The following is a 24,890-nucleotide window of genomic DNA, read 5'->3' as shown; positions in this document are numbered from 1 at the left end:
GCAAGGGGATTCGCAAAAAATTGCCCGAATCATCGGGTAAGCCCTTACAAGTCCCTGTGGTAATGGGCTCGCAGGGTTGGTGCCGACAATTGTGAGTAATGAGGAGCAAGTCGGCCGACGCTTCGCGGCAGTGGTTATGTCTAGACAGGTTCGCGCCGGGGCCGCGATAGCGCGGCGTCCTGCACGTCTACCAGATGAAAGGAATGAAGCGGAAACGCACCCGTGCCATGTACGCGGCGTAGCCGCTGAGATGCATGGCAAGCACCTGCTCTTCGCGCACCGCGCGCCAAGCCAGCCCGATCACCATGACAGGAACGAACGCCAGGCCCCACCATGAGCCGAGCAGCAACGGAGTGCCCACGAAGAACAACAGCGCCGCCGAATACATGGGATGGCGCACGTGCGCGTACGGGCCGCTGTCGACAACCTTGTGGCCGCGGCCGGCCTGGATCTTCACGACCGGCGCCGCATAGCTGTTTGCCGCGAACACGAAACGGCACATTACGATGCACACCAGCACGCACAGCGAGCCGAGCGACACCAACACCACCGGCAGCGGCGCAGACCAGCGAAAGCGCATTGCGTCGAGCCCCATCGCGATCAGCCAGCCGCACCACACACACGCAAGGGCCGCCATGAAAAGCCGGTCCCAGCGACTCTGCTACTTCTGCACGAAGGGCGCGAGACGCTCTGCAAGCAAGGCGGGGTCATGGTGCGCGAGCCACAGGCCGATCCACAGGCTCAATGCGCCCAGTTCGATCAGATACCACCACGCGGCCGGCCACGCGAGCGTGCCGGCCGCGCCGAACAGCAGCGCGCCCATGCCCGCGAGCCACAGCACCGTTTGCACGACGAGGCGCACGACCATAGCCGTTGCCACTCAGGCCGATTGCGCCTGGCTGCGCACGCGCTCGAAGAGGCCGGCAATGTCGATATCGCCGGTGTTCAGGCCGAAGCGGTCGCGCAGACAAACCGCCAGTTCCTCCGCGTTCGCAAGGCGCTGCTCGGCGAGCACGCTGCCGTCTGCCGCGCGCTCGTTCAGTTGATCGTTGAGCAGCGTGAGCCGCGCTTCTTCCAACACGCGGCATACGATCAGATTGCTCGCGAAAATCGCTTCCGGCGAAGTCGACGTGTACCAGTTCGAGGTTTCGTAATCGATCCACTCGACAGGATGCAGGTCGAAGCGATACACCCGCGACCAGCTTTGGTCGCGTGCCTGCACTTCGAGGTACAGCGCGTTGTGCGAGGCGTCCGCGAGCCGGAAGGTGCCGAGTTCAGTGCGCTGCGCGAGACCCGGAGACAGGCGCAGCGGCGCAGTGAGCGTGACGCTGCCGAAGCCCACGTCGGCAATCCATGCTTCGTTATCCAGATCGATTTGCAGCACCATGTGCGTGCGCGGCGGAACCGCGCCCGGCTCGCGCCCCCACAGCACGCGGCCAAGCAACGGCGTCACACGAAAACCGAGTTCGCGCAGCACATTCGCGAACAGCGTGTTCTGTTCGAAGCAGTAGCCGCCCCGATGATCGTCGACGAGTTTTCTTTCGACGGATTCGAGGTCGAGCTTCACCGCGCGGCGCGCGAGCGGGTTCAGGTTCTCGAACGGAATGGCCCGCGGATGCAGGCGGTGAATCGCCTGCAGTACCTCGAGCGTCGCCGCGCGCGGCCCGGTGTAGCCAATGCGCTTGAAGTAACTGTCCAGATTCAGTGTGTGTGACATCGGCATCGACCCATTGATATGGCTTTCCTTGTACTACTGCCCGCCTGCGAGTGCCGACGTTGCGATCTGCGGCACGCTGATACCGTGGCTCGACGCAAACTGTACCGCGGAACTGAGCGTGGAGATCAGCGATTGCAATTGCCCCGGCGCCGACTGCGCGATATACGACGCGCTCTGCATGGTCTGCGGGTTCATGCCGGCCTGCAACAGCGACGACGGATTCATCTGCCCAATGCTGCCGAGCCCCGACTGCATGCTGGAATACTGGCTCACGCCCTTGCCGAGCGACGCGAGGCCCTCCGTGAACGCCTGCTTGTTGATGGGCGCCCCACCGCTCGCGCTGCCCGCGCGGCTCGCGAAAGACTGGGTAAGCGTTTGCGACAGTGACTGCTGCGTGCTGCCTAGCTGCGTCAACTGATTCACGGACGGCGTGCCGCCGCTCAGCAGACCGGCCGCTTGCTGCGCCTGGCCGGCCGCGCCGCTCAAGCCCATCGCGGAGGCAAGCGTGGACTGTCCGCTCAGCACCTGCTGATTCGCCCCTACGTAGGTTTGCAATAGCTGCGACAGACCGCCAGACGACGTTGCGCCGCTCGCGTCCGCCGAACTTTCCGTGCCGCCAATTCCGAACTGTTTGAGGTTCAATTGTGCGTTCGCGGCGCCGCTTGCAAAAACGCCAGCACTTGCCAGCAACGAAATCAAGAGGACGCGCCTGTTCATGATGTAACTCCTTGTAAGTGGCCGAAAAAACTCGTGCGGTTTCGACAAGCGGCGTCGCCGCGCGTTCGCGCCAATTCATGGTTTTGTGAACCTGTTGCGAGATTCACGCGCGTCAGCCGGTCTCGTTGACGCTCCCTGGTCGGGTGGGTACGATCACGCCCATTCCGTATTTCCGCGAACCTTTGCCCGGGCGCACACGTCGCGCGCGTTGTACACGTCAAGCACATTAAGCACGTCAAACAGTCGACGACGCGAGACCGGGCACTCGATAACAACATTCAAGGCACTCTATGAATCTCGCCCGATCCATGCGAAGCGTTGCCACCTCGCCTGCCCGTCGCAGTTCGTACCCGTCGAGCGGCAGCACGGCCCGACGAGCGCGCCTGCCGTTGCTACGCCGCACGGCGTTATGCGCAGCGCTCGCGTGGGTCGGGGCCTGCGGCGCGGCATTCGCGCAGACGAGCGCAGATAAGCCAGGCGACGCGACCCAGCCACAGCCAGCCGATACAACCCCCGCGCCGGCGAACGAAGCGGGACTCTGGGGCCGCGACCAACTGTTCGGTGACATGGGCGGCTTGCGGCCATGGCTCGGCAAATACGGCGTGACTTTTACGCTGACGGAAACGAGCGAGTTGCTCGGCAACCTGCGCGGCGGCCTCGCACGCGGCGTGGCGTACGACGGCCTGACTACCGCAACCGTGCAACTGGATACCGAGAAGGCGTTTGGCCTCGCAGGCGGCCAGTTCAACGTGAGCGCCTTGCAGATCCACGGCCGCAATCTGAGCAGCGACAAACTGGGCACGTTGAACACCGCCAGCGGCATCGAGGGGGACGACACGACGCGCCTTTGGGAGCTGTGGTATCAACAGTCGCTGCTGAACAAACGTGTGGACGTGAAGATCGGTCAACAGAGCATCGATCAGGAGTTCATCACCAGCACGTACTCCGCGCTTTTCATCAACACCATGTTCGGCTGGCCCGCGCTGCCTTCGTACGACATGCCGTCGGGCGGCCCGGCCTACCCGCTCTCGGCGCTCGGCGTGCGCGTGCGCGGACAGATCACGCCATCCCTAACGGCGCTGGCCGGCGTGTTCGACGGCGATCCGCTCGGCAACAATCCGAACAACCGCAGCGGCACCAACTTCAATCTGCATAACGGCACGCTGTTCATCGGCGAATTGCAGTATGCAATCAATCAACCTGACGACGCGGACACGGCCACTGCGACGACGGGGCCGGGCGCTGCGGCATCCCCCGCTCGCGGCGGCCTGCCCGGTACCTACAAGATCGGCGTCTGGTACAACAATGGCCGCTTTGCGGACCAGCGCTACGACAGCAACGGCGTGTCGCTCGCGAGCCCGGCGTCCACCGGCGTGGGCGCGAACCATCGCGGCGACTACAGCTTTTACGCGGTCGCCGACCAGACCGTCTGGCGCCCGAATCCCGGCGAGGCGCGCAGTCTCGGTGTATTCGCGCGCGTCATGGGCGCGCCGGGCGACCGCAATCTGGTGAGCTTCGCCGCCAACCTGGGCGTCGTGCTGAAGGCGCCGTTCGCCGGCCGCGACAACGACAGCGCCGGCCTTGCGCTCACCTACATCAAGGTCGGCAGCCACGCGCGAGGACTCGATCAGGATAACCTGGCATTGAGCGGCGGCCCGTACGGCGTTCGCAGCAGCGAAACCGCGCTGGAAGCAACCTACCAGTATCAGATTGCCCCCTGGTGGATGCTGCAAGCGGATGCGCAATACACGTTCAACGCGGGCGCCGGCCAGAATCCGAACGATCCGGCCAAGCCGCTGCGCAATACCTTCGTGGTTGGCGTACGGACCAACATCGCGTTCTGATTGCGCATTCGCAGTCACCGCATTCGTCGGCACTGCATTCGTCGGCACTGCATTCGCCGGTACTGCATTCGCCGGTACCGCTTTCGCCGGTATCGCTTTTGCCGCCACCGCTTGCACGAGCCGCGCGGCGCGCTGTCACGACGCCGCCGCGGTCGGCCCGCGCGACTGCGCCGGCAACGAGAGGTCCTGCACCATCTGCGCAGCGAGATAATCGCAAGTGGGCCGGTCTGACTTCGCGCTGCGTGCCACCACGATTTCGAGCGGCTCGATGTGCGGCAATCCTTGCGCTTCGCCGAGGATTGCAAGCCGCGACGGCACGCTGCAACGCGTGAGCGCAACCACCGACAAGCCGGCATCCACGGTGGCGACGAGTCCCATCAGGCTCGCACTGCTGAAGGCCGCGCGGTAGCGAATCCGCGCGCCGTCGAGCGCGGCGAGCGTATGTTGACGCGCCACGCAGCCGGGCTCGTAAAGACCGACCGGCAACGGCGAGGCTGCGAGCACCGGCGTATCGACGGCAGCGCCCACCCACACCATCGGCTCGCTGCGCACGAATTCGCCGCGCATCCTGCGGTCGCGCGTGACGAACGCGAGGTCGATCTTGTTGTCCGCGAGCATCGGCGCAAGCGAAGTGCTCTGCGCACAAACAATTTCGATTTCGACGCGCGGATACAGATTCGAAAAGCGCCGCAACACCGGCGACAACAGCGACGACACATAGTCGTCCGGCGCGCCGAGCACCACGCGGCCCGTCACCTCGGGCCGCACGATCGCCGACCACGCTTCCTCATGCAACGCAAGCACGCGCCTCGCGTATTCGAGCAGCGTGGTGCCTGGCCGCGTCAGCGCGAGATTGCGCGTGTTGCGCGCAAACAGCGTGGTGCCGAGCATGGTTTCGAGCCGCTTGATCTGCATGCTGACTGCCGCTTGCGAGCGGTGCACGGTGGCCGAGGCCTTCGTGAAGCTGCCCGTGTCCACGACGGCTACAAACGTGCGCAGCAAATCGACGTCGAATTCCGGGTGCATGATTTATCAATTGCGCTTATGGAATTTCTCAATTTAATTCGTTTGTGCGCACCCGGCAAGCGGCGCAATACTTCGCTCTCGATCTTATGGAGACGCCGCATGTTCCTCAACCAACGTCAACGGGGCGCGATCGCACTGGCCGGCGGCGGGCTGTTGATGGGCACGCTCGGCGTGTTCGTCGAGGAAGCGCGGCTCGGCGCGTTGACGCTGGTGTTTTTCCGCTGCCTGTTCGGCTTTCTGTCGCTCGCCGCGTATTGCGCGTGGAAAGGATTTTTCACGCGCGCGCATTTCACGCGACGCACATTGGCGCTTGCGGTCTTCTCCGGCGTGCTGATGGTCGCGCAGTGGGTCGGCTTTTTCGACTCGATCCATCGCACGAGCATCGCGGTCGCGACCGTCGTGTTCCATGTACAGCCGTTCTGGGTCGTGCTGATCGGCGCGGCGCTCTTCAACGAACGTCTCGGTGCGGACCGCCTCGGTTGGATCGCGAGCGCGTTCGTGGGGCTGGTGCTGGCTTCGGGCGTGGCGGGCACGGCGAACCTGCAGGGGCACACGAGCTACCTGATCGGAGTAGGCGAAGCGCTCGCGGGCTCAGTGCTCTATGCCGGCGTTACGTTGATCGCCAAGGGACTCGGCGATCTGCGCCCGCACCTGCTCACGCTGCTGCAATGTGCGGTAGGCGTGATCTGCCTGCCGTTGATCGCGCCGTTCGTGGCGCCCTTTGACGCTGCGCATATCCAGCCGATGCAGTGGTTCTGGATTGTCGGCATGGGCGTGCTGCACACAGGGCTTTCGTACGTGCTGATCTACGGCGCGCTGCCGAAGCTGACCACGCCCGTCATCGCGGTGCTGCTGTTCATCTATCCGCTCACCGCCATTGCCGTCGATGCACTGGTGTACGGCCGCGCGCTGTCCGTGCCGCAGTTGGCCGGCATGGCGCTGATCGTTGTCGCGAGCCTCGGGGTCAATCTCGGCTGGCCGCTGGTTTCGCTGATAACGCGCGGCGGGCGCGCGCGGCGGCAACCCGAGTGAGGCGCGAGGGGCGGTTGTAACGCGCGAGCGGTTGCCGCGCGGCAGATCCTCGGTCGTCCGTTCGTCCTCGTGCACGCGTCGTTCAACTAAGGTGGTCTCTGAGCCGCCCGCACAGTCCGGGTTTGCCCGCGTATAAATCCCGTCGTTTCATATATAATATTCAAACCATGGACGACACGACGACCCGCCTTCCCCTCGACGCGCCCGCCCGCGCCTCGCTGCTGCCCGCAGCGGCGCCGCGCGAAAGCACGTCGCGCGTCATCGCCGAGGCGTTGCGCGAGGCCATTATCGACGGCACGCTGGCGCCCGGTGCGCCGCTGCGCCAGGATGCCATCGCGCGGCACTTTTCGGTCAGCGCAATTCCGGTGCGCGAGGCTTTGCGCCTGCTCGAAACCGAAGGCTGGGCCAAGGTCGCGGTGCACAAGGGCGCTACGGTCGCGCCTTTATCGGCGGATGAAGCGCGCGAAATCTACGAGATCCGCTCGGCGCTCGAAAGTCTTGCCATCGGCCTCGCCATTCCCCGGCACACGCCCGCCACGTTGCGCGAATGCACCGCGCTGTGCAAGGCGGCCGAGCGCGAGCCCGACCCCTCGCTGTACGTCGCGCGCAACGCTGCGTTTCACATGAGCCTGTACGCACCCGCCGCGCGTCCGCAGCTCGAGGACCTGATTCGCGTGCTGCATCGGCGCGGCGAGCGTTACCTGCGCCTGAAGTTCGGCCTGCCCTCGTACAAGGGCGAGTCCGATCACGAACACACCGAATTGCTCGACGCCGTCAGACGCGGCGACGTGCCGGCCGCCCAGGCGCTCGTCGCCGGGCACCTGCTCGGCACAGGTGAACTGCTGCATCGTTTCCTGACCGAGCGCGCGCAGGCGGAAGCCGCGCTTGCAAACCGACCCAAGCCGCGCGGACGCCCGCCGCGCACCCTCACCGGGAGTTGATTGAGCCGATGAACGCACCCGCCGAAGCCTCCTCCGCCGCCCGTTCGTGGACCACGCGCCGCGACGAAAAAAGGCGCCGCCTCGCAGCCATCGCACCGTGGCTTCAGGACGGCGTGCTGCCCGCCGCGCGCATTGTCGATGCACTGCAAACGCTGATCCAGCCCGGCGACCGTGTCGCGCTGGAAGGCGACAACCAGAAGCAGGCCGACTTCCTGTCGCGCTCGCTTGCCAAGGTCGATCCGCAGAAGCTGCATGATGTACATCTGCTGATTTCGAGCATCAGTCGTCCTGAACATCTGACGCTCTTCGAGCGCGGCATCGCGCATAAGGTTGATTTTGCGTTTGCCGGACCGCAGAGCCTGCGCGTTGCGCAACTGCTCGAAGACGGGCAACTCGAGATCGGCGCGATTTATACGTACGTCGAACTGTATGCGCGCATGTTCGTGGACCTCACGCCCCACGTCGCACTGCTGTGCGCGGAAAAGGCCGACCGTCACGGCAATCTCTACACCGGTCCCAATACCGAGGACACGCCTACCATCGCCGAGGCGGCCGCGTTCCGTCACGGCATCGTGATCGTGCAGGTCAACGAAATTGTCGATGAACTGCCCCGTGTGGACATTCCCGGCTCGTGGGTCGACGTGGTGGTGCAGGCCGACCGGCCGTTTGCCGTGGAGCCGCTGTTCACGCGTGACCCGCGCCATATCGGCGACCTTCAGGTACTGACCGCGATGATGGTGATACGCGGCATCTACGAGCCGTACGGCGTCACGTCGCTGAATCACGGTATCGGCTTCGACACTGCGGCCATCGAATTGCTGCTGCCCACCTACGGGGAGTCGCTCGGCCTGAAGGGCAAGATCTGCCGCAACTGGACGCTCAATCCGCATCCCACGATGATTCCCGCCATTGAATCGGGCTGGGTGGACAGCATCCATTGCTTCGGCAGCGAGGTCGGCATGGAGGCGTATATCGAGGCGCGTCCCGACGTGTTCTTTACCGGCAACGACGGCACGCTGCGCTCGAACCGCGTGCTCTGCCAGCTCGCGGGGCAATATGGCGTGGACCTGTTCATCGGCTCGACATTGCAGATCGATGCGGACGCCAACTCGTCCACGGTGACGCGCGGCCGGCTCGCCGGCTTCGGCGGTGCGCCGAACATGGGTCACGATCCGCGCGGACGCCGCCATTCCAGCGAAGCGTGGCTCAAGCTGCTGAAAAACCAGGGGCCCGTGTCGCGCGGCCAGAAGCTCGTCGTGCAACTGGCCGAGACATACAAGAAAGGCGGCGAACCGACGTTCGTCGATGAACTGGACGCCGTCGCCGTCGGCGCGAAAAGCAGCATGCCTATCGCGCCCGTCATGATCTACGGCGACGACGTGAGCCACGTGGTCACCGAAGAAGGCATCGCGCATCTGCACAAGGCCGAGGGCGTGGACGAACGGCGCGCGGCGATTGCCGCCGTCGCCGGCGTCACGCCCATCGGCTTGCGTGCGAAGCCGGAAAAGACGGCGGAGCTGCGCCGACGCGGCATCGTCGCGTATCCGGAAGATCTCGGCATCCGCCGTGGCGAAGCGAAGCGTTCGCTGCTCGCGGCGCGCAGTATCGACGATCTGGTCACGTGGTCCGGTGGCCTGTATGCGCCGCCCGCGCGCTTCCGGAGCTGGTGATGAGCGCCGCTGCTGCATTGCGCGAGCGCGCCGCGTTCACTTGCGCACCTGGCGGGGAGCTCGCCCACCGCTTGCCCACCGACGCGCAACTGGCCCACTTCGCCGTGACCGCGTTAATCGACGAGGCGGAGCTCACGCCCAAGCCCGCCCTCGTCGACCGGCGTGGCAGCGGCGCGCACCGCGACCTCGACCTTGCGCTCATGCGACGTTCGGCGCATGCGCTCGAACCGACCTTCGCCGCCCTCGCCCGTACGGCACGCCGCCGCGGCGAACCATCGGCGCTATTACGTACCGAACTCGCGCAGATCGGGCGCGCCGGCGAGCAGCACATGCTGCGCGCCACGAACGGCAGCAACGCGCATCGCGGCGCGATCTGGATTGTCGGACTGCTGGTCGCGGGGGCGTCCCTGGCTGATCGCGGCCTGAGGCTCGACGCGTCGGGAATTTGCCGGCGCGCGGCACAAATCGCCTGCTTTCCGGACCGTTTCGCCGCGCCCACCGGCAGTCATGGCGAACGCGCCCGGCAGCGCTATCAGGTAGGCGGCGCGCGCCGCGAAGCGCAGGAAGGTTTCCCGCATGTGATCGCGACCGGCCTGCCCGCGCTGCTCGCGGCGCGCGAGCGCGGCATTGGCGAAGACGCCGCTCGCATCGACGCCCTGCTCGCGATCATGGCCTCGCTCGACGACACCTGCCTGCTGCACCGCGCAGGTCTGGCCGGCTTGCATGCCGGTCAATCCGGCGCGCGGCGAGTACTGCAAGCGGGCGGCAGTTCGACACGCGAGGGCAAGGCCGCGCTTGCCGCGCTGGAGCGCGAACTGCTGTCGCTCAATGCATCGCCCGGAGGCGCAGCCGATCTGCTCGCCGCCACCCTTTTCCTCGACAGGCTGGCGCATTTCGGCGCCGGCGGGAGCTCAACGACATGGAACATCTGACCTTCGACTATCCGGCGCAACGCGCCGTCACTACACGCGCGCACGTCGGCGTGGTCGGTTCGGGCGATCTCGAAGTGCTGCTCTCGCCCGCCGACAACCCTGGCGCCAACCCAAGCGCCATGAAAGCGCATGTGGTCGTACGCACGAGCGTGGACGGCTACAGCCACATCTGGAAAAGCGTGCTTGACCGCTTCTTTACGCGCTACGACGGCGCCGCGCAAATCGAGATCAACGACTTCGGCGCCACGCCCGGCGTCGTCGCGTTGCGGCTTGCCGAGGCCGTCGAGGCCGCCGAACAGGGAGACGACGCATGAGCGCGCTCGCCACGCAACACGCCGCGCCGTTGCTGCGCGAGAGCTTCATTGAGCTGCCGGCGCGCGAACGCGCCCGCTCGCTGCTGGACGCGGGCAGCTTCCGCGAACTGCTCGGGCCGTTCGACAGAATCGAGTCGCCGTGGCTGCCGCTGCAAGGCGTCGTGTGCCAGGCCGACGACGGCTGTGTGATCGCGCGCGGCACCATCGACGGCGAGCCTGCCGTGGTCGCCGCGATCGAGTCGGCCTTCCAGGGCGGCAGCATCGGCGAAGTATCGGGCAGCAAGATCGCCGCCGCGCTGGAACTCGCGTTGCGCGATTGCGAGCGCGGCAAGATCGTGCGACCGGTCGTGCTGTTCGAAACGGGCGGCGTCCGGCTTCAGGAAGCCAACCTGGGCCTCGCTGTAATCGCCGAGATCCAGGCAGCAATCGTCGCACTGCGCCGCCATGTGCCGGTGGTCGGCGTGATCGCGGGCATGGTGGGCTGCTTCGGCGGCATGTCGCTCGCGGCCGCGTTGTGCTCGTATCTGGTCGTGACGAAGCAGGGGCGGCTCGGCATGAACGGGCCGGAAGTGATCGAGCAGGAAGCGGGCATCGACGAACTGGACGCCAGCGACCGGCGCCGCGTGTGGCAACTGATTGGCGGCGAGCAACGCGTCGCGAGCTCGCTCGCGGATCAGCTCGTGGACGACGACGCGCAAGCCGTGCGCGCTGCCGTGCTGTCCGCGTTCGGGCAAGGCGTGCCGGCGGCGCATCGCAGCGAACAGGTCGACACATTCTTGCAGCGTCTTGCGCAAATCGACCCTGCGAGCGTCACGCCCGCCAGCATGCGTGAGGTCTTTTCAGAGCAACCGGCACAATCGCAGCCGCGCAAGGAGCAAGCATGAGCGACAACTCACTGAGCCGCGGCGCGCGCTGGTTCCAGGCGCTCGCCGGTCAATCCCGCAGCGCGGCGCCCGTGCTGAGCGCCGACGCGCCGCTCGGCGACGAGACTGCACGCTTCATCACCGTCGTGCCGGATCCGGGCAACCGCTTCCCGCGCGCGACCGACAATGTGGTCGGCCTCGAACAGGGCTGGCTGCTCGCGCGAGTCGTGCGCGAAGCGATTGCCGACGATGCCGCAGGCAACATGCGTCGCCCGATCGTCGCGATTGTCGATGTCAGGAGCCAGGCCTATGGTTATCGTGAGGAGATGCTCGGCATTCATCTCGCGTGCGCCGCGGCCGTGGACGCGTATGCATCGGCTCGCGATGCTGGGCACCCGGTGATTGCGCTGATCGTCGGACCCGCCATGTCGGGCGCCTTTCTCGCACACGGCTACCAGGCCAATCGCATCGTCGCGCTCGACGCGCCCGGCACCATGGTTCACGCCATGGGCAAGGAAGCCGCGGCGCGCGTCACGCGCCGCAGCGTCGAGGCGCTCGATGCCCTTGGCGAAACGATCGTCCCGATGTCTTACTCAATGGCCTCGTTCGCGAAGCTCGGGCTGCTGGACCAACTGATCGAAGGTATCGACGCGGATGCGCCGGACGCCGCGCAGATCGCACGCGTGCAACAGGTGCTGCGCGAGCAGATCAGAAGCGCGCGCGAGGGCAGCCGCAAGCTCGCGCGCCGGCTCGAATCAGCGGCTGCGCAGAAGCACCGTGCGGCCTCCATCGAAGTACGGCGGCGTCTTGCCGAGCAATGGGATGCCGTGTAATGCAGGTCTGCGCCGCGCCGCCCTTCCCAAGCGAACTCGCCGTGTCATGCGACGAGCGCTGGCGTGCGCACGACCTGGTACGTTTGCGTAGCCTCGTTGCGTTCGACGGCGAGCCGGCATGGGTCCGCGGCGCGTTCGAACGCGCGCCGTATGCGGTGGTCCGGCGAGCGCTCAGCGCACACGGCGTTGTTGCAATAGGCGTGCGTGGCGCTGGGCGTTCGCAGCGCTACGGCACCTGGACTGCAGCGACGGAGATTGTCGACGTCGTTGCGCCGGAAGCATTGCTGTTCAGTGAGCCGACTCGCGAACGCGCCGCGTTGCCCGCTTTCGTTGCGCTTGCCGCGTTGCGCGGGAACCCGCTCAGCGCGTTGAACGCACTGGTGTGGGGGCCGAGCGGCAGCGCGGGTTTCGAGCTGGCCACACGTACAGACGCCGTGACGCCGTCGAGCGACCTCGATCTATTGATTCGGACCTCGGAACGATTGTCGCGCGAATGCGCCGCGGACTTGATGAACCACCTGCAAACCGTGGGGCTCGAAACCGGCATTCGCATCGACGCGCAACTCGAAACGCCAGCGGGCGGCGTCGCGCTCGCCGAGTGGGCCGCAAGCAAGGCCCGCGTGCTGGCACGTCACGCGAGCGGTCCCCAGCTCGTCACTGATCCGTGGTCTTCTGCTCGCGCGACGGTGATGTGATGCTTGCTCTGATCTTTCCGGGCCAAGGCGCACAAAGCGACGGTTTCCTGCATCGGCTACCCTCGCATCCCGCGGTGCGCGCCGTGCTCGACGAAGCGTCCGACGTGCTCGGTGTCGACCTGCTTACCCTCGACACAGCCGATGCAATGCGCTCGACCGTTGCAGTGCAATGCGGCCTGACCGTCGCGGGCGTGGCTCTCGCTCGCGCTCTCGCGGAGGAAGGCTTGAGCCCGGACATGTGCGCCGGTTTGTCGGTGGGCGCGTTTGCGGCGGCGGTCAGCTGCGGCGCGCTCTGTTTCGCCGACGCGCTGAAGATGGTTCGCCGCCGTGCCGAATTGATGGAAGCTGCGTATCCATCCGGCTACGGACTCGCCGCGATCTCCGGATTGACGGAGCACGAGCTTGCCACGCTCGCCGCGCGGCACACTAGCGAAGGTGAGGCGCCGGTATACATAGGCAACGTAAACGCACCTCGCCAGATCGTGGTGGCGGGGGCGAACGCTGCGCTGGACAGCTTCATGAACCGTGCGCTCGCAGCCGGTGCACGCAAGGCCACCCGCCTCGCGGTCAGCGTTCCCTCGCATTGCGAAATGCTCGCGCATGCGAGCGACGAACTGTGCGCCTACGCACGCCCGTTTGCGTTTCGCGCGCCGAAGAGCGTGTATATCGGCAATCGCGGCGGACGCCCCTTATACTCGGCTGATGCAATACGCGAAGACCTCGCGACCAACATGCGCTATACCGTGCGCTGGTTCGATGCGCTCACCGTCATGCAGGAAATGGGCGCGCGCGTCGCAGTCGAAGCACCGCCCGGCCAGGTGCTGACCGATATCACGCGGGAACATTATCCGCAGATGGCAGCGCTCGCCGCGAGCACGCTGCCGTTCGAACGGCTGACGGCGACGGCGCGGCGGCGTCTGCAAGAAGGGTAAGCGAGCCGTGCTTGATGCCGACTTTGATCTGGCGTCTTCCGGTCAACTGACTCTGCTTCACCGTGGCGCACCGAGCGCTCGCATGGCAGCGCGAGCAAGGCGACCGGCAACGGTGTTAGGACGCCGCGCCGAACGTCGCTCAGGCCTGTTCCGGCGCGCGCCCGATCACATGCGAGTCCGACGCCGTTGAAGGGCCGCCATGCGTACGTTCGCGGCTCGAGGTCACGACCGCGGCCGTGCCGCCAGGACGCCGCACCGACTTCGCATGTCGTTCTATCAGCCGCTGCAGCAGGCAGAAAGCGCACAACAGCGCGCCTATCACGATGCGGGTCCACCACGAACTGAGCGTACCGTCGAACGTGATCAACGTCTGAATCGTGCCGAGAATCCCAACGCCGAAAAGCGAGCCGATCACATAGCCGACTCCCCCGGTCAGCAGCGTTCCGCCGATCACGGTGGCTGCAATGGCGTCGAGCTCCATGCCCTGACCTTGCAAGCCATAGCCCGACAGCACGTAGAAGGTGAACACCGCGCCCCCGAGCGCCGAGCAGAACCCGCTCAAGGCATACACGCCGATGCGCGTATGCGCGACCGGCAAGCCCATCAGCAATGCGGAGCGGGCATTGCCGCCCACCGCGTACACGTTGCGGCCAAAGCGCGTGAAGTGCGCCACGTAAATGGCACCGACGAGTGCGACGAACGCAATCAACACATTCGCAGTGACGGAGCCGATGCCGATGTCCAGCCGGAATGCGGATATTGCATGAAAGGTGGGATCGCTGATCGTGATGGACTGCGTCGTGATCAGGAAGCACAAGCCGCGCGCGAAGAACATGCCGGCCAGCGTCACGATAAACGCCTGCAGGCGGAAGAAGTGAATCAACGCACCCTGCACGGCTCCAAAAACGGTGCCCATCAGCAGGACGATCGGCAAAATGATCCACACCGATAAATGCAGGCGCTCGGACAATACCGCTTCGACGATGGTGGTCAGCGCGACAACGGAACCCACCGACAGATCGATCCCGCCTGACACGATCACGAACGTCATGCCGATCGCCACGATCAGCAAAAACGCATTGTCGACGAGCAGATCGAGCAGCACCTGCCACGAGAAGAAACCGGTGTACATCACCGAGCCGAAGCCAAACAGCGCGCAGAACAGCAGGATCGTGACCGCGATGGGTAAGGTGCGCGGATCGACTATGTGCGCCCACGCTGCAAAAAGACGTCTCATCGCGTCACCCCGCGTTGCTTGATCATCTGCATTCCGAACGACATGGCGAGCCCTCGCGCAGAGGGCGACTGGATCACGCTAACCGCCAGCACGACCGCCGCTTTGACGACCAGCGTGGCTTCCGGCGGCACGCCGATCGAATACGTCGTGTAAGTGAGCGTCTGGATGATGAGCGCGCCGAGTACCGTTCCTGCGAGACTGAAGCGGCCGCCGAGCAGTGAGGTTCCGCCAAGCGTCACTGCGAGAATCGCGTCGAGTTCCAGCAGGAGGCCTGCGTTATTGCCGTCAGCGCTGCGCACGTTCGAACTGATCAGGATGCCCGCCATCGCGGCAGTCAATCCCGAGAACGCATACACCGCAAAAACCAGCGCTTTCGAGCGCAACCCGACGAGGCGGGTCGCAACGGGATTCACACCGATGGCGCGGATAAAGAGGCCCAGCGCCGTTCCTTCCACGAGCGCCGCAGTGGCGAGCACGGCGAGCGTGGCAATCCACACCGAACACGGCACACCGAGCCAGTAACCACCGCCGACGAACAGATAGCCAGGTGCACCTATCGGGATGATTTGGCCCGCCGTCAGCAGTTGCGCGATGCCGCGGCCCGCAACCATCAGAATCAAAGTGGCGATGATAGGCTGCATGCCGATAAAGGACACGAGCAAGCCGTTCCACATGCCGCTCAGCACCCCGACGATCAACGCTGCCAGCAACGCCTGAGCGATCAGGCCGCCGGTCGGCGCCGGTTGCGTTGCCAGGATCGTGGCGGCCGCCGCGCCGGCAATCGCGACCACGGCGCCCACCGAAATGTCGATGCCGCGCGTCGCGATCACGAGCGTCATGCCCGTCGCCACGAGTACGAGCGGCGCCGCGCGGTTCAGCACGTCGATCGGCGCGCCGAACAGATGGCCGTCGAGCATGCGCAGCGACAGGAAGTGCGGGTTGACCCACAGATTCAGCGCGCACAACAAGGCCAATGTCACGCACGGCCAGATCAGCGGGCGCTCGACGCCGTCACGCGCGAGCCAGTTCGAAAGTTTCATTCGCCGCTCCCCGCGATGAGTCGATAGATGTTGTCTTCGTTCGACGCCGTGCCCTTCACTTCCGCGATCTTGCGGCGGTCGCGCAGCACGGCGACGCGATGACTGACGCGCAGCACTTCGCTGATCTCCGAGGAGATGAACAGAATACTTAGCCCGTTCTCGCACAGCGCGAGCAGGCGGTCCATGATGTCGAATTTCGCGGCGACGTCGATGCCCCGTGTGGGCTCGTCCAGAATCAGCAGTTGTGGATCGGTGGCGAGCCAGCGCGCGAGCAGCGCCTTCTGCTGATTGCCGCCGGACAACAGACCGATTGGCTGCTCCGCATCCGACGCCTTGATGCCGAGCCGCTCGATCCACAGATCGGCCAGTTCACGCGCACGCTGGCGGCTGATCTTGCGCCACCAGCCACGCCGCGCCTGCAACGCCAGCAGAATGTTCTCGCGGATGGAAAGGTCCGCGACGATGCCCTCTTTCTTGCGATCTTCAGCGCAATAGGCAATGCCGTGGCGCACCGCATCGTGCGGCGAGCGCAGCCGCACCGGCTTGCCGTCGACGAGCATCGTGCCGCTGTCGGCTCGATCGGCACCGAACAGCAAACGCGCGGTTTCAGTGCGCCCCGAGCCCAGCAAGCCTGCGAGTCCAAGAATTTGACCACGCTGCACGTCCAGATCGATGGGCTGCAGCGTGCCGCGCTTGCCGACGCCGCGCAGTTCGATAAACGCCGGTGCCGCTGCATGCTCTCGTTGGATCTGCTCGCTAGCATCGGATGCTTCGTGGGCGGCTTCGCGCAGACGCTCGCTCATGCGCTCGTGACCGACCATCTTCGAAACCAGCAGATCCGCCGACAGGTCACGCGCGAGGTATTCGCCCTCCCGCTCGCCGTTGCGCATGACCGTGATACGGTCAGAAATCGCATACGTCTGCTCGATGAAGTGCGTGACGAACAGAATCGCAATTCCAGATTGCTTAAGATGGCGAAGTATTTTGAAGAGTTGCGCGACCTCGCTGTCGTCAAGGCTCGAGGTGGGCTCGTCGAGGATCAGCACGCGCGCATCGACGGAAAGCGCCCTCGCAATCGCCACCATCTGCTGGACAGCGATCGGGTAGGCGTCGAGCGAGCGGGTGACGTCGAGTGAAATGTCGAGGCGCGCGAGCGCGGCTTGCGCGCGACGCTTGATGTCAGGCCAGTCGATCGCGCCGAAACGGCGCGGCTGCCGCCCCGCGAATATGTTCTCTGCGACCGACAGATTCGGACACAGGTTCACTTCCTGGTAAAGCGTGCGCACGCCTGCCGCCTCCGCTTCCTGCGGCGACGCGAACGCCACGGCCTCGCCGCCCAGACGGATTGTGCCGGAATCAGGCGCGAGTACGCCAGTGAGCACATTGATCAAGGTCGATTTGCCGGCGCCGTTCTGTCCCATCAGCGTATGGACTTCGCCGGGGAAAAGTCGGAAGTCGACGCCCTGCAGCGCCTTCACGCCGGGAAATGTCTTGCTGACGCCAGTTGTGGCGAGGATAGGCTCGCTCGTGTTGCCGTCGTTCGAAACGTCGACGGAAGCCGGGGTGGTCTTACTCGCGAGCAGCGGATCGGGTTCGGAAGCGGAATACGTCATAGACCTCGCTCGAGCAGCGGTGCGTTGATGTCGTAGTGCGTTAGTGCCGGCATAGCGTTATGCCGCGGGTTCCTGCATGGACGCGATGTGAAAAGAGACCGTCCGCTGCCCAAGCAGCCGGACGGTCAGGCACCGCTGGAGAAACGTTGCTTACTGGTTCGTCGTGCGTTTTGTGCGGCGTTCGTACATTCCGCTCAAAGGCGTTTTAGTAGGGATGCCTAAGTATCGCTTCCTAGTACTTGCGCGTTGGCAATGTCTGCGCAGCAACGCTCATCGGGAAAACGGTCTCTTCCGTCAGAATGCGCTTTGGCAACGGCTTGCCGGCCACTACGTCCTTGACCGCCGACATCAGTTGCGGTCCGAGCAGCGGGCTACACTCGACATCCACGTTCATCTTGCCTGCGGCCATGGCCTGGAACCCGCCCTTGGTCGCATCGAATGAAACGACAACGACGTCCTTGCCCGGATGCATGCCCGCTTCTTCCATGGCCTGGATGGCACCGAGGGCCATGTCGTCGTTATGCGCATAAACCACGTTGATCTTATTACCGTAGCTCTTGATGAACGCTTCCATGACCTGCTTGCCGCCAGCCAATGTGAAGTCGCCACTTTGCGACGCAATAATCTTGAACTTGGGATCGCTCTTGATAACTTCGATCAGGCCGGCGTGCCGGTCATTTGCTGGCGCCGAGCCGACCGTGCCCTGCAATTCGGCGATGTTGACGGGCCCTTTCGAATCCTTGTAGTGGTCGGCGAGCCATTTGCCGCCGCGCCGGCCCTCCTCGAGAAAGTCCGAGCCGATCATGGTCACGTAAAGCGAGGTGTCTTTGACGTCGATATTGCGGTCGGTCAGGATCACCGGAATCTTCGCGGCCTTGGCCTCGCGCAGCACCGGTTCCCAGCCAGACTCGACGACCGGTGAAAACGCAATTACATCGACTTTTTGCGCGATATACGAGCGAATCGCCTTGATCTGGTTTTCCTGCTTTTGCTGCGCGTCGGAGAACTTGAGTTTGATCTTGGCATCCGCTGCAGCGGATTTCACCGACTCGGTATTGGCGGTTCGCCAGGCGCTTTCCGCGCCAACCTGGGCGAAACCCAGCGTGATCTGCTTGTCCTGCGCGTGCGCGCCGGGCGTTGTTAGCGTCAGCGCACCGAAACCCGCGCACATCGCGAGCGCACCCAACGCACGACATGCGGCGCGTCGTGTATTCGCCATGACTGTCTCCTGATCGTTGTTGTGTAGGCGACCCATCGAATTCGCCGGTCCTTGCGGCCATCGCGATGCGTGGATCGTGATGTAGCGTAGTGTGCAAGGCGTTAACAGTCCAATCATATGATTCGCGTCGGCAATATCAATTTTGGTATAGGACGAGCAGGCGCTGCTCTGTTCGAGGCCGGGCGAGTCCGGCTTGTCCAGCGACGGGGGGTGGTCATCCACGCGCCTGGGCGCGAGCCTTTATGCACTTACTACGAGTGTGGATGGTCTGCGCCCCCCTGCGTCGGTTCAACGGCGCAGCGGCGATTTCCAGAAATGGACGCTATAGGCTCGACGGCTACGCGCTCCGCTTGCGCGGCGTGACCCACCGGAAAGTCAGGTTGATGCGCGCGCCGGTGACGCGAGGCTCTTTTGGCACTCGATGCCGCCATTCCGTCTGCGTCTTGCCTTTCATGACCAGCAAGCTGCCGCCTTTCAACGAGAAGGACTGCGTGGTGCCCGTCTTGCTGTGCCTCAGGTCAAAGGTGCGCGCAACGCCCAGACTCACGGATGCGATCACCGGTTCGGGCCCGAGTTCCGGCTCGCGGTCGGCATGCCATCCCATGCTGTCTGCGCCGCTGCGATAGCGGTTCAGCAGGACGCTGTTGAACCGCGCCTGGCAGACCGCCTCGACGGCGGCCTTGAGTTCGGCGACGGCTGGCGTCCACGGTTGCGGCAAATTGCGGATACCGGAATAGACGTACACCGCATCGCTATCGCCCTGCCAGGCGGTGAGCCTCGGCAGCGCGACGCGACCGCCGGGCGTGCCCATGATGTCCTGTCGCCATTGGACCTCGTCAATCAGGCGCGCGAGGAACTGCTCGGCCAGGTCGGGCGCGAGCCAGTCGGGATACCAATCGAGGTCGGGTGTTGGCAGATCGTCGAAGAGATCGGTCATAACATTGCGGGGGTGCATTGCAAGATGCGGGCGCTGGCGGGTATGGGAGATACGATAGGTATTATCGCCGCAGCGCAAGGAGGCTGTTTGCGGTTTCAATCGGCCGTCATTCTGTTTGGGAAAACCACAGGGCGATTATCGAACTGCGTTTTCGAAGTCGACGCTGCACGGCGGCGTTCCCATAGTCGGAACCCGCATGCTCAGCCGTGGCGACGGCTCGAGTGAGACTTAAACGGCCCCGAAAGTGCACCGGGTCTGCGTCGCCGGCGCGACGATCAAATCGAAATTCCCGATCGTCCGTGGCGGCACGAGACGTCGGAACTCATTCTGGGCGGCTTTCGCTTTAATTTCGGCGCAGCGGCCGCGATGCTGTCGGGCGCATTTAACTGAAGATCGCGATGTAGAAAACCACCACGCCAATCACCGCGCCAACAAAGCAGAAGCTTTCCTGAGTGTCTTCGCCATTTGAGCGCAGCCATGCGCCGACGACACCGAACAGTCCCGCAATGCCAAGCGCGACGCAAAGCATGACGACGCCAAACAGCGCACTCTTACCCAGTTCGGAGAAGTCGATATTGCGCACGCCGAGATACAAGCCCAGCGCCATCAGCGATACGCCAACGAGCGGCAGCATCACGTGACTGCCCTCATACCCGACATGATGCGCGCGGTGCGCAGAGTCCCCGTGGTGTAAACGATGGCCTGATCCGAGCAGTTTCATGATCGCCTCCCGCCTCGCCGTTTGCCGGCGCTAACGACACTCGAGCTACTGCCGTCGCTCTAAGAGAATCAGCGACTCTTGTGCAGACAACTCACTTCAAGCATAGGCCAGGCGCGCGCATAATTCAAAGCCCATTTAATTAGGGTAATCCGGATGGCCCGGGCGCTATTTCCAGATCAGCGATCTGCCCAGGTTGAGAGCGATGCGCTCTCGTGTGGCGGCTGCTGCATTGCAACAAGAGGACAACCCCCGCGCCGCAGGAGCGAATTTTTCGCGCGCGGCACGCTGCAGTGCATGCCGGTAGAATGACCCGGCTCGCCAGCTGCATCGTCGCAGCGACCGCTCCGCCGGCCCTGCGCTGAAGTCAAGCCGGCTTTTACCCGCCTTCATTCTTCTATGCGCCGCTCATCGTTTCTTGTACGCCTGATCGCTATTGGCATCCTGCTGCACGTCTATGTTGGCTTCCGTTTGATACCGGACATGCCAGTTAGCATCGCCGTCCGCTGGTTGTTGGGATGTTGGCTAGTCCTCTCCGTCGTGCTCATTCCGCTCGGCATGCTTGCGCGCACCATCAAACGCCAGCCGCTGGGCGACCGGCTCGCGTGGATCGGCTTGCTTACGATGGGCTTCTTTTCGTCGCTGCTCGTGCTGACGTTTGCGCGTGACCTGGCGCTCGCTTCAATGATGACCGTCGACGCTATCTGGCCAGGTCTGATCACCCTCGCCCATTGGCGGACCGGCACTGCGGCGGCTGTGCCATTGCTCGCGGTACTGTCGACACTCATCGGTCTTTTCAACGCTCGCCGTCGAGCGCGGGTCGTGACAATCGAGGTGCCAATCGACGACCTGCCTACTGCGCTCAATGGCTTCACGATCGTTCAGATCAGCGACATCCACGTGGGCCCAACCATTAAACGACGCTATGTCGACGCGATAGTCGATGCGGTGAATCGCCTGAAGCCTGACCTTATAGCGGTGACGGGAGACGTGGTAGACGGCAGCGTCCCGCAGTTGACTCATCACACGCAGCCTCTCTCGAGGTTGAGTGCCCGTCACGGCGCGTTTCTCGTCACAGGCAACCACGAGTACTACGCGGGCGCCGACGCGTGGATCGACGAGTTTCGACGCCTTGGACTCAATGTGCTGCTGAACGAGCATGTGGTCGTCGAGCACGACGGCGCCCGTGCGGTCATTGCAGGCGTGACCGACTATTCGGCCGGCCACCACGATCCTCTACATCGCAGCGACCCGATGGCCGCGATCGCTGGTGCGCCCGGCGATGTGCTGATCAAGGTGCTTCTTGCCCACCAACCCCGCTCTGCGGAAGCCGCCGCCGAAGCCGGCTTCACTCTGCAACTCTCAGGTCATACGCACGGCGGTCAGTTTTTCCCTTGGAATTTTTTTGTACGATTTCAGCAACCATTCACAGCGGGCCTCGCACGCCTGAACGGACTGTGGGTGTACACGAGCCGCGGCACCGGTTACTGGGGACCGCCCAAGCGGCTCGGCGCACCCTCAGAAATCACGCGAGTGAAGCTCGTGCCGGGCGAACCCGAGTGATTCAACGATCCGAGTGCAAAGCGAACGCGAGCACTCGACAGCTGCACCCTTCTTTGCGTTCGCACCCGCCCGAACAATGCGCGAGGGTGAACCTGCCTCTCATTGGGCGGGCGCGACTGCGACACTGACTTGTGGCGCGAAGGCCACCAGGACCTGCATGCCCGGCGTTAGGTTCGCCATTTGCGCCGGCACGCGCCCCTGGATATGGAACACCGAGCCGTTCGGTCCTTTGAGAGCCACGACGCCCGTAACGTGATCGACTGCCTGCACTTGTGCATTGACGTTCTGTTCCGGGTTCGTCTGACCCTTCTGTGCGGTAGCGGCCGCAGGCGCCGCTTGTCCCTCCGCGTCGCGCGTAACGCTGATCAGCGCATTGCGCATCATACGGATATGGACTTTCTCGCCCTGCGTGATCCTTTCTAAGTTTCCTTTCTCCGTAACCTCGAACGACGCCTCGCCCCCTTGCGCGTCTCGCACGGTCACGGAATGCTTTGCACGGTCGACCGACCTCACCACTCCTTCCGCTTGCAACGTGGTGCTCCCTTCAAACGGCGCGGGAAGCGCCGTGGCAAACGAGGCGAATGGAGCGAGAGCGATAAACGCGCCGGCAATCATTCCAAGAGTTTTGGCTTTCATACATTCCTCATTGACGTGAACGGCCTGAAGCGGCCGCCGTGCGGTGGACCGGGATTGCGTGCGAAGGGCTTAGCGCTAATGCGATGCACAGCAGATCCGGAACGTTCGAAGAGTTTGTTCTTAGTGATAGCTGACGTCAACATTCGGAGTCCGTATTACCTTGTCGATCTGTCTGCGTAGTTTGACGAAAATTCCTGGCGACGATGCTGACTTACACATGTCGCATGCTTGAGCTTGCAACACATTGAGACAATGTTAATTCCGTATCCTGAATATGGACTGCGCCGGACGCTTCGACTAAGCTCTGTCACCGCTCATTGTTCAAACACAACCAAGGAGTTTCAATTATGGAGCACGGCATCATTGCGTGGCTTGTCATCGGCGCGATCGCTGGCTGGCTGGCTGGCGTACTCGTCAAGGGCGGTGGCTTCGGCCTTATCGTCGACATCATCGTCGGGATTGTCGGCGCGTTCGTCGGCGGTTGGCTCGCCCGCGTGCTGCACATTTCTCTGGGTAGCGGTTGGATTGGATCGATCATCACCGCGGTGATCGGTGCAGTCATCCTCCTGTTTATTATCCGGCTCGTTCGACGAGGCGCGTGAAACAGGCATGAGTATGTTCGGTGTCAGCGGCAGTGTCGCTGACGCCGGGTTTTAGCTTTAGACATTCTACGTTTGATCGCCTTAGGCCTAGCGGGCTTGTCTCGACCCGCTTATGCACGAGTCAACTTGCTGGTACTCAACGCGTCCGTTCCTTGAGACGCATACTGGAGACGGTGCGGCGCAACGGCGTATTCCTGAACGAGAACCTCACCGCCTCATGCAGGCATTTTGCTTTACCCCTTGCAACGCATTCGGTTTGCAGCACCGACGCGTCGTGCGATATCCCGAATGCCGGCGAGTGCCAATTGCGAGCGCTGCGCTAGGTCCATTGACTAGCTCGGCCTTGCTCGTCGCGACTCAATCGACGTGAGGATGGTTGGATCCGGAGCACAATGTGGAATCGAGGGAAGCTCATGGCTCTACCGATAGAGACATGTCATCTGATTCGCTTCTGTAATTCCTGACACAGCCTCGCGAAGGTTGCTGATTCCGTGGCGCGTTGGAGCGCACCCTAGCGAGCGGTATTTCTATGCGCTATGGGATGCTTCCTGGTGTAATGCTCAAACGCGGTGGCTATGTTGCGTGCAGCAGTCGCTGCATCAGGCTTCGGCACGCGCGGCGTAATCGCGCTTCTTCGCTTTTGCGAAACTCGCGGCCATGCCGTTAGTTTGCGAGCTGCGCACCGGCCGGCAATGGCTGCAGGCCAGTTTTCGCCGCAATTCGGTGTGTATCGTCGGCCGTGTATGCGAGCCGTTATGGCTTAGCCATTCAATTTTTGATGGCCTACGCGCGGCGCATTGCCGAAGCGATTTTCCACCGCCGCGAACGTCACTTGGCGAACGATGTGGCTGCTGTGACCAGCAGTCGTAGCGGGTGAGCTTATCGCTTCGCGGTTGCAGCAGTCGAACGCAAACCTTGCGGGCACCGGCTCATCGTGGTCGCACCGGAACTCGAAACCATCCCAGCCCCGGCGTTGGTTGCTTGATGACATCGCCTCTTCGCCGTCATGCCGTCCGTCGTTGAGGGCGAGGCTGAACAAGACATCGTTTTATCGACAATCGACAGCCCGTGCATGCTTACGACTCCGTAGCCGCGTTTCGCATTGAACGGCACCACTCGAGCGCTCTGCGTTCCGCCCACAACCTACACCGAACTCGACGATAGCCATCGCTCGCCAATCGCCAACGACCCCGCGAATTTCTTCGCCGACGGTGCATCATGGGTTTCCCCGAATTTCCCGTCTGGCCAGGCGGACGGACTCTACCGGCGTGCCGATACGTTCGCGCGTGATACGACGAGAATTTCGCAGACCAGCTCACTGGCCGTTCTCCGGCAGCAATGGCGAATGCGGCATCGCTTTTTTGTTGCCGATTCATAAGGCCAGCGACCTCTCCACATTGCTGTCGCATCGCCGGCACTCGACGGAGATCGTTAGCTAACCGAACTCGGCAGATCGATTGCCGACCGCGTGCCGCCATGCGCTCATTCGCGGCGCAATTTTCGTGAAGCTGTTTTTCGACCGCGTAAACGCCGCAACCCCACCTTTGTGGGGTGNGGTTGCGGACACTGCTGGGGAGCCTGACGATTACCTACTTTCACACGGGTAATCCGCACTATCATCGGCGTGGAGTCGTTTCACGGTCCTGTTCGGGATGGGAAGGGGTGGGACCGACTCGCTATGGTCATCAGGCTTTGACGGGTTGCCGTGTCGCGTTTGGGGGCGGCACAGCCAATCGGGAAGAAGTAGTTTCTGGTGATGCTCACCAGGGTGAAGCGGGTTGTGGTGTTTCTGGCACAACAACGATCTCT

General features: G+C 63.6%; 23 protein-coding genes, 1 rRNA gene and 1 pseudogene. 12 read left to right on the top strand and 13 right to left on the bottom strand.

The annotated features are described in order from the left end of the window. Window positions 1-187: 187 nt before the first annotated feature. From F757_RS33865 to F757_RS0119100, 3 genes and pseudogenes are all read right to left on the bottom strand, one after another. Window positions 188-868 (bottom strand): annotated as a pseudogene (locus F757_RS33865) (methyltransferase family protein). 12 nt (window positions 869-880) lie between these two features. Further along, window positions 881-1,717: an arylamine N-acetyltransferase family protein gene (locus tag F757_RS0119105; RefSeq protein WP_027212794.1), complete on the bottom strand. Its 837-nt coding sequence runs from the start codon at window positions 1,715-1,717 to the stop codon at window positions 881-883. A gap of 33 nt (window positions 1,718-1,750) precedes the next feature. Then, window positions 1,751-2,434, bottom strand: a complete 684-nt coding sequence (locus F757_RS0119100; protein WP_027212793.1) for a hypothetical protein — start codon at window positions 2,432-2,434, stop codon at window positions 1,751-1,753. Window positions 2,435-2,724: 290 nt separating this feature from the next. Here F757_RS0119100 and F757_RS0119095 point away from each other — a divergent pair, with 290 nt between their 5' ends. Next, window positions 2,725-4,278 carry a carbohydrate porin gene (locus F757_RS0119095; RefSeq protein ID WP_027212792.1) on the top strand — a complete coding sequence of 518 codons (1,554 nt, stop codon included), beginning with the start codon at window positions 2,725-2,727 and terminating at the stop codon, window positions 4,276-4,278. Between the two features lie 135 nt (window positions 4,279-4,413). Here F757_RS0119095 and F757_RS0119090 read toward each other — a convergent pair whose 3' ends face one another. Continuing rightward, window positions 4,414-5,304 (bottom strand): LysR family transcriptional regulator, encoded by an 891-nt coding sequence (locus F757_RS0119090; RefSeq protein ID WP_013343098.1) that lies wholly within the window; start codon window positions 5,302-5,304, stop codon window positions 4,414-4,416. 99 nt (window positions 5,305-5,403) lie between these two features. On the opposite strand from F757_RS0119090, the gene F757_RS0119085 reads away from it, so the two are divergent. The 9 genes from F757_RS0119085 (at window position 5,404) to mdcH (ending at window position 13,516) form a co-directional block, all read left to right on the top strand. After that, on the top strand, window positions 5,404-6,336 hold the full coding sequence (locus F757_RS0119085; RefSeq protein WP_027212791.1) for a DMT family transporter: 933 nt from the start codon (window positions 5,404-5,406) through the stop codon (window positions 6,334-6,336). Between the two features lie 167 nt (window positions 6,337-6,503). Next, entirely contained in the window at window positions 6,504-7,277 is a 774-nt protein-coding gene (locus F757_RS0119080; protein WP_027212790.1) for a GntR family transcriptional regulator, read from the top strand. An 8-nt stretch (window positions 7,278-7,285) separates the two neighbouring features. Then, window positions 7,286-8,947 carry a malonate decarboxylase subunit alpha gene (gene mdcA / locus F757_RS0119075; RefSeq protein ID WP_027212789.1) on the top strand — a complete coding sequence of 554 codons (1,662 nt, stop codon included), beginning with the start codon at window positions 7,286-7,288 and terminating at the stop codon, window positions 8,945-8,947. Further along, window positions 8,947-9,879, top strand: coding sequence for a triphosphoribosyl-dephospho-CoA synthase (locus F757_RS0119070; protein WP_027212788.1), 933 nt, complete (start codon window positions 8,947-8,949; stop codon window positions 9,877-9,879). Before mdcA ends, F757_RS0119070 begins: the two co-directional genes overlap by 1 nt. Then, on the top strand, window positions 9,867-10,193 hold the full coding sequence (locus F757_RS0119065) for a malonate decarboxylase subunit delta (RefSeq protein ID WP_027212787.1): 327 nt from the start codon (window positions 9,867-9,869) through the stop codon (window positions 10,191-10,193). Before F757_RS0119070 ends, F757_RS0119065 begins: the two co-directional genes overlap by 13 nt. After that, window positions 10,190-11,077: a biotin-independent malonate decarboxylase subunit beta gene (locus tag F757_RS0119060; RefSeq protein ID WP_027212786.1), complete on the top strand. Its 888-nt coding sequence runs from the start codon at window positions 10,190-10,192 to the stop codon at window positions 11,075-11,077. The genes F757_RS0119065 and F757_RS0119060 overlap by 4 nt, the downstream gene beginning before the upstream one ends. Then, window positions 11,074-11,889: a biotin-independent malonate decarboxylase subunit gamma gene (gene mdcE, locus F757_RS0119055; protein WP_027212785.1), complete on the top strand. Its 816-nt coding sequence runs from the start codon at window positions 11,074-11,076 to the stop codon at window positions 11,887-11,889. The genes F757_RS0119060 and mdcE overlap by 4 nt, the downstream gene beginning before the upstream one ends. Beyond that, window positions 11,889-12,584 (top strand): malonate decarboxylase holo-ACP synthase, encoded by a 696-nt coding sequence (locus F757_RS0119050; protein WP_027212784.1) that lies wholly within the window; start codon window positions 11,889-11,891, stop codon window positions 12,582-12,584. Before mdcE ends, F757_RS0119050 begins: the two co-directional genes overlap by 1 nt. Beyond that, entirely contained in the window at window positions 12,584-13,516 is a 933-nt protein-coding gene (gene mdcH / locus F757_RS0119045) for a malonate decarboxylase subunit epsilon (protein WP_027212783.1), read from the top strand. The genes F757_RS0119050 and mdcH overlap by 1 nt, the downstream gene beginning before the upstream one ends. 139 nt (window positions 13,517-13,655) lie before the next feature. Here the strand turns inward: mdcH and yjfF are convergent, their stop codons facing one another. The 6 genes from yjfF to F757_RS0119015 all read right to left on the bottom strand — a co-directional run bounded on the left by yjfF (window position 13,656) and on the right by F757_RS0119015 (window position 20,283). Further along, the gene (gene yjfF, locus F757_RS0119040; RefSeq protein WP_027212782.1) at window positions 13,656-14,753 is read right to left on the bottom strand and encodes a galactofuranose ABC transporter, permease protein YjfF; all 1,098 of its coding nucleotides are present in this window, start codon (window positions 14,751-14,753) and stop codon (window positions 13,656-13,658) included. Next, window positions 14,750-15,793 (bottom strand): ABC transporter permease, encoded by a 1,044-nt coding sequence (locus F757_RS0119035; protein ID WP_027212781.1) that lies wholly within the window; start codon window positions 15,791-15,793, stop codon window positions 14,750-14,752. The genes yjfF and F757_RS0119035 overlap by 4 nt, the downstream gene beginning before the upstream one ends. Then, the gene (locus tag F757_RS0119030) at window positions 15,790-17,406 is read right to left on the bottom strand and encodes a sugar ABC transporter ATP-binding protein (protein WP_027212780.1); all 1,617 of its coding nucleotides are present in this window, start codon (window positions 17,404-17,406) and stop codon (window positions 15,790-15,792) included. The genes F757_RS0119035 and F757_RS0119030 overlap by 4 nt, the downstream gene beginning before the upstream one ends. 232 nt (window positions 17,407-17,638) lie before the next feature. Then, the gene (locus tag F757_RS0119025) at window positions 17,639-18,577 is read right to left on the bottom strand and encodes an ABC transporter substrate-binding protein (RefSeq protein WP_198021421.1); all 939 of its coding nucleotides are present in this window, start codon (window positions 18,575-18,577) and stop codon (window positions 17,639-17,641) included. A 385-nt stretch (window positions 18,578-18,962) separates the two neighbouring features. Then, the gene (locus F757_RS0119020) at window positions 18,963-19,562 is read right to left on the bottom strand and encodes an alpha-ketoglutarate-dependent dioxygenase AlkB family protein (protein ID WP_027212778.1); all 600 of its coding nucleotides are present in this window, start codon (window positions 19,560-19,562) and stop codon (window positions 18,963-18,965) included. A 382-nt stretch (window positions 19,563-19,944) separates the two neighbouring features. After that, complete coding sequence (locus F757_RS0119015) at window positions 19,945-20,283, bottom strand: hypothetical protein (protein ID WP_027212777.1); 339 nt, start codon at window positions 20,281-20,283, stop codon at window positions 19,945-19,947. 396 nt (window positions 20,284-20,679) lie between these two features. Between F757_RS0119015 and F757_RS0119010 the strand changes: the two genes are divergently transcribed. Continuing rightward, window positions 20,680-21,843: a metallophosphoesterase gene (locus F757_RS0119010; RefSeq protein ID WP_027212776.1), complete on the top strand. Its 1,164-nt coding sequence runs from the start codon at window positions 20,680-20,682 to the stop codon at window positions 21,841-21,843. A gap of 99 nt (window positions 21,844-21,942) precedes the next feature. Here the strand turns inward: F757_RS0119010 and F757_RS0119005 are convergent, their stop codons facing one another. Further along, a complete protein-coding gene (locus F757_RS0119005; protein ID WP_027212775.1) occupies window positions 21,943-22,479 on the bottom strand; it encodes a hypothetical protein in 537 nt (178 codons plus the stop codon). A 347-nt stretch (window positions 22,480-22,826) separates the two neighbouring features. On the opposite strand from F757_RS0119005, the gene F757_RS0119000 reads away from it, so the two are divergent. Next, complete coding sequence (locus tag F757_RS0119000; protein ID WP_027212774.1) at window positions 22,827-23,081, top strand: GlsB/YeaQ/YmgE family stress response membrane protein; 255 nt, start codon at window positions 22,827-22,829, stop codon at window positions 23,079-23,081. A 760-nt stretch (window positions 23,082-23,841) separates the two neighbouring features. Here F757_RS0119000 and F757_RS34720 read toward each other — a convergent pair. Both F757_RS34720 and rrf read right to left on the bottom strand, forming a co-directional pair. Continuing rightward, window positions 23,842-24,120 (bottom strand): hypothetical protein, encoded by a 279-nt coding sequence (locus F757_RS34720; RefSeq protein ID WP_027212773.1) that lies wholly within the window; start codon window positions 24,118-24,120, stop codon window positions 23,842-23,844. Between the two features lie 537 nt (window positions 24,121-24,657). Continuing rightward, a 5S ribosomal RNA gene (gene rrf / locus F757_RS0118985) occupies window positions 24,658-24,771 on the bottom strand. Window positions 24,772-24,890 lie beyond the last annotated feature (119 nt).

The sequence above is a fragment of the Burkholderia sp. WSM2232 genome, from assembly GCF_000472545.1.
Classification (GTDB): Bacteria; Pseudomonadota; Gammaproteobacteria; order Burkholderiales; family Burkholderiaceae; genus Paraburkholderia.
The sequence above is the reverse complement of the archived record's forward strand: the minus strand, read 5'-3'. Positions and strand labels throughout refer to the sequence as shown.

Excerpts from the sequence above, each read along its gene's own strand:
- F757_RS0119000 (WP_027212774.1), top strand. The coding sequence starts at position 22,827 with ATGGAGCACGGCATCATTGCGTGGCTTGTCATCGGCGCGATCGCTGGC.
- F757_RS0119080 (WP_027212790.1), top strand. The coding sequence starts at position 6,504 with ATGGACGACACGACGACCCGCCTTCCCCTCGACGCGCCCGCCCGCGCC.
- F757_RS0119015 (WP_027212777.1), bottom strand. The coding sequence starts at position 20,283 with ATGAAACTGCTCGGATCAGGCCATCGTTTACACCACGGGGACTCTGCG.
- F757_RS0119100 (WP_027212793.1), bottom strand. The coding sequence starts at position 2,434 with ATGAACAGGCGCGTCCTCTTGATTTCGTTGCTGGCAAGTGCTGGCGTT.
- F757_RS0119020 (WP_027212778.1), bottom strand. The coding sequence starts at position 19,562 with ATGACCGATCTCTTCGACGATCTGCCAACACCCGACCTCGATTGGTAT.
- mdcA (WP_027212789.1), top strand. The coding sequence starts at position 7,286 with ATGAACGCACCCGCCGAAGCCTCCTCCGCCGCCCGTTCGTGGACCACG.
- F757_RS0119085 (WP_027212791.1), top strand. The coding sequence starts at position 5,404 with ATGTTCCTCAACCAACGTCAACGGGGCGCGATCGCACTGGCCGGCGGC.
- F757_RS0119025 (WP_198021421.1), bottom strand. The coding sequence starts at position 18,577 with ATGTGCGCGGGTTTCGGTGCGCTGACGCTAACAACGCCCGGCGCGCAC.
- F757_RS0119050 (WP_027212784.1), top strand. The coding sequence starts at position 11,889 with ATGCAGGTCTGCGCCGCGCCGCCCTTCCCAAGCGAACTCGCCGTGTCA.
- mdcE (WP_027212785.1), top strand. The coding sequence starts at position 11,074 with ATGAGCGACAACTCACTGAGCCGCGGCGCGCGCTGGTTCCAGGCGCTC.
- yjfF (WP_027212782.1), bottom strand. The coding sequence starts at position 14,753 with ATGAGACGTCTTTTTGCAGCGTGGGCGCACATAGTCGATCCGCGCACC.
- F757_RS0119060 (WP_027212786.1), top strand. The coding sequence starts at position 10,190 with ATGAGCGCGCTCGCCACGCAACACGCCGCGCCGTTGCTGCGCGAGAGC.
- F757_RS0119105 (WP_027212794.1), bottom strand. The coding sequence starts at position 1,717 with ATGTCACACACACTGAATCTGGACAGTTACTTCAAGCGCATTGGCTAC.
- F757_RS0119070 (WP_027212788.1), top strand. The coding sequence starts at position 8,947 with ATGAGCGCCGCTGCTGCATTGCGCGAGCGCGCCGCGTTCACTTGCGCA.
- F757_RS0119065 (WP_027212787.1), top strand. The coding sequence starts at position 9,867 with ATGGAACATCTGACCTTCGACTATCCGGCGCAACGCGCCGTCACTACA.
- F757_RS0119030 (WP_027212780.1), bottom strand. The coding sequence starts at position 17,406 with ATGACGTATTCCGCTTCCGAACCCGATCCGCTGCTCGCGAGTAAGACC.
- F757_RS0119095 (WP_027212792.1), top strand. The coding sequence starts at position 2,725 with ATGAATCTCGCCCGATCCATGCGAAGCGTTGCCACCTCGCCTGCCCGT.
- F757_RS0119035 (WP_027212781.1), bottom strand. The coding sequence starts at position 15,793 with ATGAAACTTTCGAACTGGCTCGCGCGTGACGGCGTCGAGCGCCCGCTG.
- F757_RS0119005 (WP_027212775.1), bottom strand. The coding sequence starts at position 22,479 with ATGAAAGCCAAAACTCTTGGAATGATTGCCGGCGCGTTTATCGCTCTC.
- F757_RS0119090 (WP_013343098.1), bottom strand. The coding sequence starts at position 5,304 with ATGCACCCGGAATTCGACGTCGATTTGCTGCGCACGTTTGTAGCCGTC.
- F757_RS0119010 (WP_027212776.1), top strand. The coding sequence starts at position 20,680 with ATGCGCCGCTCATCGTTTCTTGTACGCCTGATCGCTATTGGCATCCTG.
- mdcH (WP_027212783.1), top strand. The coding sequence starts at position 12,584 with ATGCTTGCTCTGATCTTTCCGGGCCAAGGCGCACAAAGCGACGGTTTC.